This is a genomic window from Rothia sp. HSID18067, from assembly GCF_003989445.1.
Classification (GTDB): Bacteria; Actinomycetota; Actinomycetes; order Actinomycetales; family Micrococcaceae; genus Rothia; species Rothia aeria.
Window position 1 is genome coordinate 792,947 of record NZ_RBMF01000001.1, and the last position, 13,076, is coordinate 806,022.

The window sequence follows — 13,076 nt, forward strand, 5'->3', positions numbered from 1 at the left end:
TTACTATAATCGGCGTTATCCGTTTGTAGGCACAGGCAGCGGTTGGGCATAGGAGAAGCCCCGGCGGGGTTGGTTCACCTGCCGGGGCTTAAGGATAAAAACCTTTAGAACGTTAGAACACGATTTGACCGTTAAAGCGTAGTGCCAATCCATAGAGCACAATTGCCACTACCCAGATGATGGAGACAGTGACGGTCAGACGGATCAGGTTCTTCGATGCCATACCTGAGGAGTTGAGGGAGCTGGTCATGCCGCCGCCGAACATATCTGAGAGGCCGCCGCCCTGGCCGCGGTTTAAGAGCACCAAAAGCACGGCAATAACGCTGGTAATCGCGATGATTACCATGAGTACAGTCATGAGGGTCTCCACAGTGGGCCTTCCTGTTGGGATTGGCGGTTACTAGTAATTTTCGTATCTGCCGTTTGGCATACCGTATTAACTATACGCCACCTTAGCGGATTGGTCACCCCTAATGCTGCGCATAGCTGAACAGTACCGGGGGTGAAAAGTTTAACGGGTGGTGCGGCGCTGGTATTCGCTGGGGGTCAGCTGCAGCGTGTCCGGCCGGTCGATCAGCACACGCTGGGCGGTCAGTTCTTTCCCTTCGGTGTCGTAGGCGCGCACATACCCGCCTTCTAGCAGGTAATAGGTGAACTGCTGGGCGATACCCCAGTAGTTGCCGCTGTCTTCGGCGTAGAATCCCTGGTCTACCCAGTCCCTCAGTTTCACCTGCACCGGGATTTCTGGGGAGCTGGTGCGGGCGTGAAGCCAGTTAAGAAAATCGTCACGTTTACTGTCGTAATAGTGTGTGGTTGGGTTGTAGCTCGCACCGGGTTCTCCGGGCATGGTGGGAGCGGGGACTTTGCGGTTGCGAATAATCATGAACACTATGACGCACAGGAGGGCGATCATGATGGGCGCGAGAAGGGAATCCATGGTTTTAAGTCTACCCAGTGTTCGGCTCGTTATTCAGGGCAGCGCCCGTTTTTGGCTACCCGCGAGCAGCTTTCCCTCATAGGATGGATGCGCAACAGCGGGTGCAGGAGAATCAGCACTACCTTATCTAGGCTTATGGTATTTGGTTTGACCGTGGAGCTGTTCTCGTGGAGGTAATCACGATTACCGGATCATTTCAAGAACCCACCTACTGCGCTAAGAGCCCCTGCTCGATATCTGTACCATTGGGACGTTTCGCAACATCCCATCAAGTACAGAGCGAGCAGGGGCTCTTTATGTTTTTACGTCTCAGCCGAAGGCAGGTTATTCCTGCTTCGCAGGCTCAGAGGTTTTCTTCCCCTGTTTTACCTGCTGAGCAGATGTATCCGCCTCATCCTCAATAGACTTCTCAGCTTCGTCTTCGCTTTCGTACGATTCGTACGACTTGAACGGCTGTCCCTTTTCGGGGTAACGGTCAGGCGAGATCGACAAGCCCATCTGTACCTTCTCGTGGTACACCTCAACTATTAGCGCCACCACGATTAACGCAATCACAACGGCGAACGGTAACGCAATAATAATCAGCGTATGCCGCAGAGCGTCTAACCCGCCAGCGTACAGCAGCACGGTTGCAATACCCGCGACGATAACGCCCCACACGACTTTCTTTCCGTTAGTGGGGATAAGACGCCCATCTTCGGAAAGCATTGAGAGCACATAGGTTGCTGAGTCTGCCGAGGTAATGAAGAAGGTGAAGATCAGGATGATTGCGATGATCGACATTAACATGCCCAGCGGGTAGTGTTTGAACGTGCCGAACAGCAGCTGCTCATCCTCTAGTTTCGTCAGATTCTCCAGACCGTTCTGCTGTACCGTATTAGCCATCGTGCCGAAAGCGGAGAACCAGATAAAGCTCAGGACAGTTGGAATCAAGAGCACCACGGTCAAGAATTCGCGGATGGAACGCCCCTTAGAAATACGGGCGATAAAGATGCCTACGAAGGGCGACCAAGAGATCCACCATGCCCAGTAGAACACGGTCCAACTATCAATCCAAGCGCGTTCGTCACCGTTAAATGCGGCGGTTCGGAAGCTCATCTCGAAAAAGTTCTGCATGTACAGGCCGATAGATTCCGTCATATTGTCGAAGATTTTGACGGTGGGGCCAACCGCAATAGCAATCGCAAGAAGTGCGATAGCCAGAATCATATTAAGATTTGAAAGGATTTTAATACCTTTACCCAGCCCCGAAAGAGCTGAGAGCACAAAGAGGCCGGTGGTTACTACGATAATAACAGTGCGTACCTCCATGCTATTGGGAATGGCATTATCAGTGAGGTAGCTCAGCCCACCATTAATCTGAATAGCACCGAAGCCAAGCGTGGTTGCCACACCAATAACGGTTGCCACAACAGTAACAATATCTATAATATATCCCAGCCAGCCATCGGTTTTTTTACCAAAGAGTGGCTTAAGGGTGACAGAAAGAAGATATTTCTCTTCTTTACGGAAGCCGAAATATGCCAGAGCCATAGCCACAATACCGTACACAGCCCAGGCGTGAATACCCCAGTGGAAGAACGTAAACTGAAAGGAATCCGCCATTGCTTGCTGTGATCCCGGCGTAGCATGCGGAGTTTTGTTAGCAAAGTGTGAAAGCGGCTCGGCAGCACCATAGAAAACTAGACCGATACCCATACCAGCCGAGAAAAGCATGGCAATCCATGAACCGGTGGAATACTCAGGTTTTGAGTCAGGCTCTCCAAGTTTAATTTGCCCCATGGGGCTTAAAACAAAAAACCCGCAGACCAATACGATAAGGGTTACAAGCAGGAGGTAAAACCAACCGAAGTCAGTTCCGATCAGTGCCCTCCAGTTTTTAGAAACTTCTCCGTAACCTGGGACAAAACCCAGAGCCACCAATATTAATGAAACAATTAACGAACCAATAAAAACAGACGTATATTTGCGCGACTTCATATCTCACCTTCTCAAAACATTCCGGAAAAAGTATAACAAATGCTAAACCATCTGTAAACCCAAATTATTGTAGATAATCAAAGCACACGAAAATACCTCAAAATATACGAAATAATATTTTAAAGGGATTTTAGATATTAAATTTTTCGAGAAGAAGGAATGTATGAGTCTTTTCTTTATGAAATCTTTATATTTGAATTCTACCCCACGTTTTAAGGTTTCCGCGACATCATCGGGGTCTTCCCCGTGTTTTCTATACCACACTGCCCGGTGCGGCATAAAAAATCGCCGGTTACCCCGCCGCGCAGAATGCGGAGGATAACCGGCGATAATGTCTCAGATGTTACGCGTCGAACCGCGCAATAGCCGCAAACTCATCGGCCTGTAGCGACGCCCCGCCAACAAGCACACCATCAACGTCAGCCTGCTCCATAATCGAAGGAGCTGAGGAAGACTTGACCGACCCACCGTAAAGCACACGTACCTGGTTGGCAACATCGGCCGAGTAGAGCTTGGTCAGCTCCGCGCGGATAGCGGCGGCCATTTCCTGTGCATCTTCTGCGGTGGCAACCTTACCGGTGCCGATAGCCCACACCGGCTCATAGGCAATAACAAGGCTCTTCGCCTGCTCGGCGGTCAGACCAGAAATTGAGCCACGCAGCTGTTCCAGGGTGTAGGTCACATGGTTACCGGCTTCGCGGATATCAAGTCCCTCTCCCACGCACAGTACGGGGGTGATTTCGTGCCGGTACGCAGCCTGCACTTTGGCAGCGCATACCTCGTCGGTTTCACCATGGTAGGTGCGGCGCTCAGAGTGGCCCACTAGCACGTATGCGGCGTTGAGCTTGGCGAGGAACGACCCGGAGATTTCACCGGTGTATGCACCCGAGTCGTGAGCCGAAATATCCTGCCCACCATACTCGATCCTAAACTTGTCGCCCTCAATGAGAGACTGTACGGAGCGAATGTCGGTGAACGGCGGGAAAACCGCCACCTCAGTCTTATCAAAGTCAAAGTTCGCGTCGTCAAGGGTCCAGGCTAGTTTCTGAACTAGGGTCACGGCCTCGACATGGTTTAGGTTCATCTTCCAGTTACCAGCAATAAGCGGCTTACGCGACATATATTCGCTCCAATCCCCAAAGAGGGCATAGCTACGGAAAAGTTCACTCTCTATTTTAGTGCTTCTGGCGTGCAAATACACGGTTTATCGCGAATTTTCACCGCCGAATATACCACTGCGGTGTTTCTTCCCACCCATCACTTAGCGGTCATTACTGGACTGTCCTATTACCAGATACACGCCGTGAACCGCTGAAAGTTTAAGTCCTATAGATAACCCCGGCCCATTCGCTATCGCGCGAATAAGCCGGGGCATATTAGACAAGGGGCAGAGGGTTAGGCACCCAGTGCGTCCAGACCGGGCAGGGTCTTACCCTCAATGTATTCGAGGGATGCTCCACCGCCGGTGGAAATGTGCCCGAACTGCTCGTCAGCGAACCCTAGGTTGCGGATCGCCGATGCCGAGTCCCCGCCACCAATAATGGAGAAAGCATCCGATTCAGCAAGAGCCTTCGCAACAGCCTCAGTACCCCCCGCGAAGGGGGCAATCTCGAATACGCCCACAGGGCCGTTCCAGAAGACGGTTTTAGCTGCCTTAATCTTCTCCGCGAACAGTTCACGGCTCTTGGGGCCAATATCCAGGCCCTCACCCTCGGCGCCCAGCTCGCCACCTTCCAGGTCTTCAATGGGGCGGATCTCGGTCTTAGCGTCTGCTGAGAAATCATCGGCCCACACCACGTCTACGGCAGTTACGATCTCAGTACCCTGTGCAGGGGCGGTCTCAAGGTAGCGCTGCACGGTCTCTACCTGGTCTTTCTCCAGCAGCGACTTACCAACCTTGTATCCCTGCGCGTAAGCGAAGGTGTAGCCCATGCCGCCGCCAATGAGAATAGCGTCTGCCTTGCCGATAAGGTTGTCGATAACAGCAAGCTTATCGGATACCTTCGCACCACCCATAACGACCACGAAGGGACGCTCGGGGTTGTTCAAAGTTTTCGCCAGAACGTCCACTTCTTTCTTCACCAGATCGCCCAAGTATGCGGGCAGACGCTTGGCTACGTCGTACACGGAGGCGTGCTTGCGGTGTACCGCCCCGAACGCATCATCAACATATGCGCCGTTCTGCCCGGTCAGTGCCACTAGCTCATCGGCAAATGCGCCGCGTTCTGCATCATCCTTCGAGGTTTCGCGGGCGTCATAACGCACATTTTCCAGTACCAGCACTTCGCCGTCTTTCAGGGCTGCTGATTTAGCCTTTGCATCTTCACCCACCAGATCGGTAGCCACCTGTACGGGTACGGAAGCCAGCTCGGCTAGACGTGCAGCGGCAGGAGCGATGGAATACTGCGGGTCCACCTGGCCCTTGGGGCGTCCGAGGTGTGCGGTTACGATCACGCGAGCGCCGCCCTTAGCAAGCTTTTCAATAACGGGCAGGGAAGCACGCACGCGACCGTCGTCGGTCACCACGCCATCTTTAAGGGGAACGTTCAAGTCGGAGCGAACGAGAACGTGGCGGCCTGCGACGCCTTCTTCGAGCAGTTCTGCCAGTGCCTTAGCCATAGGATAATCCTCCTAATAATGGGTTTTAGATACTTTTAATAATAGCGGCTGTTATGGGAAAACCCCGGTTCTCCGCCTCAATCACGCGGTGAATCCGGGGTTCTCTCTATACGTTTACACGCGGACGTATTAGAGTGATGCCACAACCTTATTGGTGAACATCACTAGGCGTGCTACGTAGCCGTACTCGTTGTCGTACCAAGCGATAACCTTCACCTGGTTGCCGATAACCTTGGTCAGCGGTGCATCAAAAATGGTGGAGATGCCTTCGCCCTCAATATCCTTCGAGACGATCGGATCTTCGCTGTACTTAATGATGCCCTTCATCGGACCCTCGGCTGCTGCCTTCAGAGCCGCATTAACCTCTTCCTTGGTGACCTCGCGGTTAGTGGTGAAGGTCAGGTCGGTAATGGAACCGGTAATGGTGGGAACACGCACCGCGAAACCGTCCAGCTTACCCTTGAGCTCAGGCAGCACAATGCCAACAGCGGCTGCCGCACCGGTGGAGGTGGGAACCATGTTCACGGCTGCTGCGCGGGCGCGGCGCAGGTCGGAGTGAGGAGCATCCTGCAGGCGCTGGTCGGCGGTGTATGCGTGGATGGTGGTCATCAGGCCACGCTCAATGCCGAAGGAGTCGTTGAGGACTTTCGCCAGCGGAGCCAAGCAGTTGGTGGTGCAGGATGCGTTCGAAACAATATGCTGGGTTGCGGGGTCGTACTGGTCGTCATTCACGCCCATCACGAAGGTGCCGTCAATGTTCTTACCGGGGGCGGAAATAATAACTTTCTTTGCACCAGCGTCAATATGCGCCTGCGCTTTGGAGCCCTCGGTGAAGAAACCGGTGGATTCGAGCACTACGTCAACGCCGAGATCCTTCCAGGGAAGGTCAGCAGGGTTGCGCTCAGCCAGGATTTTGATTTCCTTGCCATCTACTACCAGCGCATTTTCCTTGACCTCCACCTCTGCGTCCAGACGACCCATGATCGAATCGTACTTGAGCAGGTGAGCTAGGGTATCAACGTTGGTAAGGTCGTTAATGGCGACGATTTCGAACCCTACGCCTTCCTCGCGTGCTGCGCGGAAGAAGGTGCGGCCGATGCGACCAAAGCCGTTGATTGCTACACGTACAGTCACTGAAGTTCTCCTTGTCAGTGCGTTGGGCGGCGGCCGCAGCATTCACCGGGACTTGTGGTCGGTTATGGCAAAAGCATACCGTGCTCTGTGGTGCGCGGTTGCGTACCGCCTGATGTTGGTAATAATCATACCTTAGTTCGTGTGTGTTTGGGTGTGTTCATGTAGGATTTTTTAGTGAATCAAGTCACTTTTAGACTGTTTTTCCATTGTTTTCTGTTGTTTTATATGGATTATACCTGCCCTACACGTTGGGATAATTGCATTCCAACACAAACACAATGAGGGTGTGAGAGGTCTGCACAGCCTCATCACCATTAGGGTTATCAGGGCACAATCCCACACGTAAAACACCATTGCAGCAGGAAACAAACGCGCACCACGGTGTGCGCACATGTGTTTTATGCTCCGGTGGGGGCGGCAGAAGAGACGCCCCTAGCGGCCTCTGCTCCCTGAATGTCTTCTTTTAGCTCCGTACCGGGGATACCCAGTTCCTGTGCACGTTTATCAGCCATCACCAGCAAACGGCGAATACGCCCGGCAATAGCATCTTTCGTCAACGGCGGATCCGCTAACCGGCCCAGCTCATCCAACGACGCCTGCTTATTAGCCACCCGAAGCTGCCCGGCGTACCTCAGATGTTCAGGAACATCATCACCCAAAATATGCAGAGCCCGTTCCACCCGTGCGCCCGCAGCCACAGCAGCCTGCGCGGAACGGCGCAGGTTTGCATCATCAAAATTTGCCAGCCGGTTCGCCGTGGCTCGCACCTCCTTGCGGGTGCGCTGCTCACGCCACGTACGCAGCGACTGCGAGGCACCCATCCGTTCCAGCAGACGGGCGATAGTCTCGCCATCACGCACCACCACCCGATCCACGCCACGCACCTCGCGGGCCTTCGCCATCACATCAAGACGCCGGGCCGCGCCCACCAACGCGAGCGCCGCCTCCGGGCCGGGGCAGGTGAACTCAATCGCGGATGAACGGCCAGGCTCCGTTAACGACCCATGCGCCAAGAATGCGCCGCGCATAACGGCCTCAGCATCCTGCAGTGAACCGTTCACCACAGCGGGGGGTAAACCACGCACCGGCCTGCCCCGCAAATCCAGCAGCCCGGTCTGCCGAGCCAGCGCCTCTCCCCCGGAGTCAACACGAACAATATAGCGTCCGCCACGGCGCAATCCCCCACCGGTAACACTCGTCAGCTCCGACTCATGTCCGTAAATCTCGGCAATAGTCTGCTGCATACGCTGCGCGGTCTGCTCGGTATCCACCTCAGATTCAATAACGATGCGGCCTGCCACAATATGCAGGGCACCGGTGAACCGCAAAATAGTGGAAACCTCGGCCTTACGCACCGACGCCTTGCTCGCCTCGTATTGGGCAAGTTCTTCTTTCACCAGGGCGGTCAGAGCCATTGTTCTCTCCTTACAAAACAGAATTAGGGCAATGCCCTAACCCGCTCGAAGCGGGGGACACGGCAAATAGCCGCGTTCGTGTGCATGTGTGTCTCGTGTGTGTCTTAACTGCGTCCTTAAAGTTTTATAAACGCATAGCAAACATATCATTGTACGCTGAAGCCAGCTTGAGCGGGTCGTGCACATTCGGGTTTGTGGTTGAACGCACGGACGCCCACAGCACCTTCGCGCCCAGCTCTCTGGCCGCGTCCTCAAATTCGCTTTGCACACCCATATTGCTCGGGTCAGCGATCACCACGTCAAGGCGCAGATTGGGGGCATACTGCTGCAGTAGCTTCAGGTGAGCGGATGCGTCCAGGCCATTGGATTCTTTATCGTCCAACGCCAGGTTCATGACCACGCACCGTTTAGCGTTTGTTGTGCTTAACGCCTCACGCTGTTCGCGCAGCAGCAGGTGCGGTAACACGGAAGTACGCCACGAGCCGGGGCCAAGAACCACCCAGTCTGCCTCCTCAATTGAGGCCAACGCCTCAGGGCAGGCACGCGCCTGGGCAGGAACCAGCTCGATATTGTGCACCTGCGGCTCATGGGCCAGGTTCACCTGCCCGCGCACCTGCACACGCTCAAAAGCTCCGCCGTGCTCACGAAGCACAATACCTTGAATCACCAGCGGCTCCAAGGCCATCGGAAGCACCCTGCCGCGCGCGTTCAGGAGTGCGCCCACCCAGTCCAGGCCAGCCACAGGGTCGCCCAGCAACTCCCAGAGCGTAACAATCAGCAGGTTACCGAGGGCGTGATAGTCTAACGGGAACTCACCGGTGTGCCCCTCCGGGGCGCTGAACCGGTGCTGAAGCACATCGCTCCATGTACGCCCCCAATCGGTGTCATCGCACAGTGCCGAAAGAGCCATACGCAAATCCCCAGGCGGGAGTACACCCATCTCATTCCGCAGCCGACCCGATGACCCGCCGTCATCAGCGACCGTTACAATAGCTGTCACATCCGTTGTAACGTGCCGCAGTGCAGAAAGCGACCCGTACAATCCGTGCCCACCACCAAGCGCCGTCACTTTAGGCACCCGGCGGGTAGTCTTCAGCAGACGCAACGCCTGGGTGGGAAGCGGCGGTAGTTTCGGAACGTTCTTGCTGCTACCCGAAGAGTGGCTGGGCGTATTCGTTCCTTCAGACATTATTCGCGGCCCTTATCACGATGCTGTACGTTAACGTTTACGTCGGGCAGTTCCCCGAGCCTTCGAGCTATCTCTTCAGTCACGGCAACCGACCGATGCTTACCTCCTGTGCACCCAATCGCAAGAGTCGCATAGTATTTCCCTTCACGGCGGTACCCCTCCAGCACCGGGCGCAAAGCCGCAAGATAGCTGCTAATAAACTCCTCCGTACCGGTGTTCTGCAGCACATAGTCACGTACCGGTGCGTCTAGGCCGGTGAGCGGGCGAAGCTCAGGAATCCAGTGCGGGTTCGGGATGAACCGCATATCCGCCATATAGTTCGCATCTGCGGGTGCGCCGTATTTGAACCCGAAACTCATCACGCTCAGATTCAGCTTTTTGTCAGCGCCTTCAGCAAACATTTCACGTACTGTACGAGCCAGCTCGTGAACGTTCATCCCGGTTGTATCAATCGTATGATCGGATGCTGTTCGCAACACCTCAAACAGGGTGCGCTCCGCGCGAATACCATCAAGGACGCGCCCCTCCCCCTGCAACGGGTGCGGGCGACGCTGCGCCTCATACCGGGCCACAATCGTCTCGTCTTTAGCATCCAAAAAAAGCATCGAAAAATCTACATCGGATTTTCGAAGTGTGTCGATAGCAGCCGGGAGATCATCAAACAGTGCACGGGCGCGAACATCAATACCCAAAGCCACCCTCGGCACACGAGCACCGTCACGAGTTACCAGCTCCGCCAGCGATTCAAGCATCTGCGGCGGAATATTATCAATCACATACCAGCCCTCGTCCTCAAGTACGTTAGCTACGGTGCTGCGCCCCGCCCCAGATATACCTGTAATCACCAAAATCTGCGGTTTCTGCTCTTGTAACTCAACGCTCATATTACGTTCCCCTTTGATGCGAGTAAGTTGGTAATCCAATAATACTAGACAGGCATCACACGGTCACCGCATCATCCTGAGGCAGCAGCCTCCGCGTCAAAATGCTCCCTAATCTTCGAAGCCAACGACGACCCAACCCCCTGCACCTGCGTCAGCTCATCGGCGCTGGCCGCCTTCAGCTTCTTTAACGACCCAAAGTGTTTAATAAGCGCCTCACGCTTAGCAGGGCCCAGCCCCGGCACAGCATCCAACGCGGAGGCAACCATCGCCTTACCGCGTTTGGAACGATGGAACGTAATCGCAAACCGATGCGCCTCATCCCGGATACGCTGCACCAAAAACAGCGCCTGAGAATTACGCGGCAGAATCACCGGAAAATCATCATCCGGCAGCCACAGTTCCTCCAAGCGTTTAGCGATACCGGCAACGTGCACATCCACCACACCTAAATCGCTCAGCGCAGCCTGGGCGGCCGCCACCTGCGGCGGGCCGCCATCAACCAACACCAGGTTCGGGGGGTACGCGAACTTCGCCGGCTCCTGCACATGCGCATCTGAAGCTACCTCCCCCGAACGCTGCGGGCCTGCTTGCGCACGCTGCTGCTGCTCGGTGAGATACCTCTTAAAACGGCGAGTTATTACGTCATACATGCTGGCGGTATCATCCCGTGCGGCATCCCCACTAACCGAGAATTTACGGTAAGCACTTTTAGCGGGCAGGCCATCCTCAAACACCACCATAGAGGCCACCACGTTCGTTCCTTGCACGTGCGAAATGTCGTAGCACTCAATGCGCATCAGCGGTTCGGGAAGTTCCAGAGCCTCCTGCAGCTCAACGAGCGAAGCGGAACGGGTGGTAATATCCCCAGCCCGGCGGCTCTTATGCAGAGCCAATGAGTGGCGGGCGTTCTCGGCAACAGTTTTCATCAGCTCGGCTTTATCGCCGCGTTGCGGCACCGCAATACTTACCTTCGCCCCGCGCACACCAGAAAGCCACTCACGCAGCTGCTCGGCATTATCCGGCAGTACCGGCACCAGGATTTGGCGGGGAATCTCGTGGCGGTTCGCGTCTGTCTCTTCAGCCAGGGTGCTGGATGCGCTCGCCACATGTGCGGCGGCTTCACCATATAACCGGACGAGAAGCTGTTCAATGAGTTCACCTTCGCTGCCGTCGTTTACTTTTTCAACGATCCAGCCGCGTTGACCGCGGATACGCCCGCCACGCACGAAGAACACCTGCACCGCCGCTTCCAGTTCGTCTTGTACGAAGGCGAACAGGTCAGCGTCTGTTGAGTCGCTCAGAACCACCGCGTTACGTTCAAAAGCTTTGGTAAGTGCCACGATGTCATCACGCAGTACGGCTGCACGTTCAAAGTCCATATTGGCTGCAGCATCTTTCATGTCTGTGGTGAGCTCCGCAATAAATTTTTCGGCTCCACCGGCCATGAAACGGCACAACCCGTCCGCTAGGTTGCGGTGCTCTTCGGGACTAATGCGCCCTACGCAGGGTGCGGAGCATTTATCGATATATCCCAGCAGGCAGGGGCGCCCTGATGCTTCGGCACGTTTAAATACTCCCGGTGAGCAGGTACGCACCGGGAACACCCGCAGTAACGCATCCAGCGTCTCACGGATTGCCCACACCTGTGAGTAGGGTCCGAAGTACCGCACGCCTTTTTTACGGTCGCCACGCATTACTTGTGCACGCGGGAACTTATCGCGCATAGTGACCGCAAGGTAGGGGTAGGATTTATCGTCACGGAAGGCGATATTAAAACGTGGCTTATATTCCTTAATCCAGGTGTATTCAAGCTGCAGCGATTCCAGTTCGCTGCCGACTACCGTCCACTCTACGCTGGTGGCGGTGTGCACCATGGCGTAGGTTTTAGGGGCTAAGCGTTCAGGGGCAGCGAAATAACTATTGAGGCGGTTACGCAGATTTTTTGCTTTCCCCACGTACACTACACGGCCGTGTTCGTCCCGAAAACGGTACACTCCCGGCTCGGTGGGGATATCACCCGATGCGGGGCGGTACGAACGCGGGTCTGCCACATAGCCTCCTGTTGCTTAAAAGTTAAGCCGCGCATCCGCCGGGTTTTGCGGATGCGCGGTTAAGTTTACTCGCCTTTGGCGCAGGGCACCTTACCCGGCGTCACGCTCAGCAGAGGGCGAAACATTGTATTCGTCCTTTCGGGCTTGCCCCGAAAGTTGGGCGATTTCGTCCATAATCTGGTTGGTGGTTTGGCGGCGTTGTTTACCGGTCATCTGCTCCCCTGTTTTTTCGAACCACATGGGTTCACCCACGCGGATCGTGAACCGGTGCGGGTACACCATGTTTGACCCAGGTTTCTGAAGCCGGTCGGTGCCGATCAGCCCTACCGGGACTACGGGCGCACCCGTCATATGGGCCAGCCAGGCCACACCAATTTTCCCTCTGTAAAGGTAGCCGTCACGGGAGCGTGTGCCTTCAGGGTAGATGCCAAAAACTTTGCCTTCGTTCAGTTTCTCTAGCGCAATATCAAGTGCTTTGAGGGATTCTGAACGGTCTGACCGGTTCACCGGGATAATATCGACAGTCTCAAAGAATGCTTTCATGGCTTTACCACGAATACCGGGAGTGTTAACGTACTCGGCTTTGGCGAGGAAAGCCACGCGGCGGGGCATCATTGCGGAAATAATGATGGAGTCTAGGAACGATAGGTGGTTGGAGGCAACAATCACGGGGCCGGTTTTGGGGAAGTGGTCAAGGCCTGTGACTCGTGCACGAAAAACCGAGCGTAATAGCCCGGTAACGGTTTTTTGGCTGAGTTTGTAGAAAACCATAAATGCGTGACTCCTAGGGGATGCCTCCTACCTGCCTTCTCATTATTCCACAGTGCCGCAGCTTTTCAGTACGTTCATGGGGTTATTATGACATTT

11 protein-coding genes are annotated in these 13,076 nt (G+C 55.0%); all 11 read right to left on the reverse strand.

The features are described 5' to 3' along the window. Window positions 1–112: 112 nt before the first annotated feature. Complete coding sequence (secG, locus tag D8M23_RS03460; protein WP_280926272.1) at window positions 113–358, reverse strand: preprotein translocase subunit SecG; 246 nt, start codon at window positions 356–358, stop codon at window positions 113–115. Between the two features lie 153 nt (window positions 359–511). Continuing rightward, window positions 512–937, reverse strand: coding sequence for a hypothetical protein (locus D8M23_RS03465; protein WP_126853716.1), 426 nt, complete (start codon window positions 935–937; stop codon window positions 512–514). Between the two features lie 324 nt (window positions 938–1,261). Continuing rightward, window positions 1,262–2,917, reverse strand: coding sequence for a BCCT family transporter (locus D8M23_RS03470; RefSeq protein WP_126853717.1), 1,656 nt, complete (start codon window positions 2,915–2,917; stop codon window positions 1,262–1,264). 343 nt (window positions 2,918–3,260) lie between these two features. Next, complete coding sequence (gene tpiA, locus D8M23_RS03475; protein WP_126853718.1) at window positions 3,261–4,037, reverse strand: triose-phosphate isomerase; 777 nt, start codon at window positions 4,035–4,037, stop codon at window positions 3,261–3,263. Window positions 4,038–4,312: 275 nt separating this feature from the next. Continuing rightward, window positions 4,313–5,536, reverse strand: coding sequence for a phosphoglycerate kinase (locus D8M23_RS03480; protein WP_126853719.1), 1,224 nt, complete (start codon window positions 5,534–5,536; stop codon window positions 4,313–4,315). A gap of 129 nt (window positions 5,537–5,665) precedes the next feature. After that, window positions 5,666–6,670 carry a type I glyceraldehyde-3-phosphate dehydrogenase gene (gap, locus tag D8M23_RS03485; RefSeq protein WP_006887191.1) on the reverse strand — a complete coding sequence of 335 codons (1,005 nt, stop codon included), beginning with the start codon at window positions 6,668–6,670 and terminating at the stop codon, window positions 5,666–5,668. Between the two features lie 398 nt (window positions 6,671–7,068). Beyond that, window positions 7,069–8,085, reverse strand: coding sequence for a DNA-binding protein WhiA (gene whiA / locus D8M23_RS03490; protein WP_126853720.1), 1,017 nt, complete (start codon window positions 8,083–8,085; stop codon window positions 7,069–7,071). A gap of 124 nt (window positions 8,086–8,209) precedes the next feature. Further along, on the reverse strand, window positions 8,210–9,274 hold the full coding sequence (locus D8M23_RS03495; protein WP_006887264.1) for a gluconeogenesis factor YvcK family protein: 1,065 nt from the start codon (window positions 9,272–9,274) through the stop codon (window positions 8,210–8,212). Further along, window positions 9,274–10,158 carry an RNase adapter RapZ gene (rapZ, locus tag D8M23_RS03500; protein WP_006887328.1) on the reverse strand — a complete coding sequence of 295 codons (885 nt, stop codon included), beginning with the start codon at window positions 10,156–10,158 and terminating at the stop codon, window positions 9,274–9,276. Before rapZ ends, D8M23_RS03495 begins: the two co-directional genes overlap by 1 nt. 71 nt (window positions 10,159–10,229) lie before the next feature. Then, a complete protein-coding gene (uvrC, locus tag D8M23_RS03505; RefSeq protein WP_126853721.1) occupies window positions 10,230–12,209 on the reverse strand; it encodes an excinuclease ABC subunit UvrC in 1,980 nt (659 codons plus the stop codon). Window positions 12,210–12,299: 90 nt separating this feature from the next. Continuing rightward, the gene (locus tag D8M23_RS03510; RefSeq protein WP_006887206.1) at window positions 12,300–12,980 is read right to left on the reverse strand and encodes a lysophospholipid acyltransferase family protein; all 681 of its coding nucleotides are present in this window, start codon (window positions 12,978–12,980) and stop codon (window positions 12,300–12,302) included. Window positions 12,981–13,076 lie beyond the last annotated feature (96 nt).

Excerpts from the sequence above, each read along its gene's own strand:
- D8M23_RS03480 (WP_126853719.1), bottom strand. The coding sequence starts at position 5,536 with ATGGCTAAGGCACTGGCAGAACTGCTCGAAGAAGGCGTCGCAGGCCGC.
- rapZ (WP_006887328.1), bottom strand. The coding sequence starts at position 10,158 with ATGAGCGTTGAGTTACAAGAGCAGAAACCGCAGATTTTGGTGATTACA.
- whiA (WP_126853720.1), bottom strand. The coding sequence starts at position 8,085 with ATGGCTCTGACCGCCCTGGTGAAAGAAGAACTTGCCCAATACGAGGCG.
- tpiA (WP_126853718.1), bottom strand. The coding sequence starts at position 4,037 with ATGTCGCGTAAGCCGCTTATTGCTGGTAACTGGAAGATGAACCTAAAC.
- secG (WP_280926272.1), bottom strand. The coding sequence starts at position 358 with ATGACTGTACTCATGGTAATCATCGCGATTACCAGCGTTATTGCCGTG.
- D8M23_RS03465 (WP_126853716.1), bottom strand. The coding sequence starts at position 937 with ATGGATTCCCTTCTCGCGCCCATCATGATCGCCCTCCTGTGCGTCATA.
- D8M23_RS03470 (WP_126853717.1), bottom strand. The coding sequence starts at position 2,917 with ATGAAGTCGCGCAAATATACGTCTGTTTTTATTGGTTCGTTAATTGTT.
- D8M23_RS03495 (WP_006887264.1), bottom strand. The coding sequence starts at position 9,274 with ATGTCTGAAGGAACGAATACGCCCAGCCACTCTTCGGGTAGCAGCAAG.
- D8M23_RS03510 (WP_006887206.1), bottom strand. The coding sequence starts at position 12,980 with ATGGTTTTCTACAAACTCAGCCAAAAAACCGTTACCGGGCTATTACGC.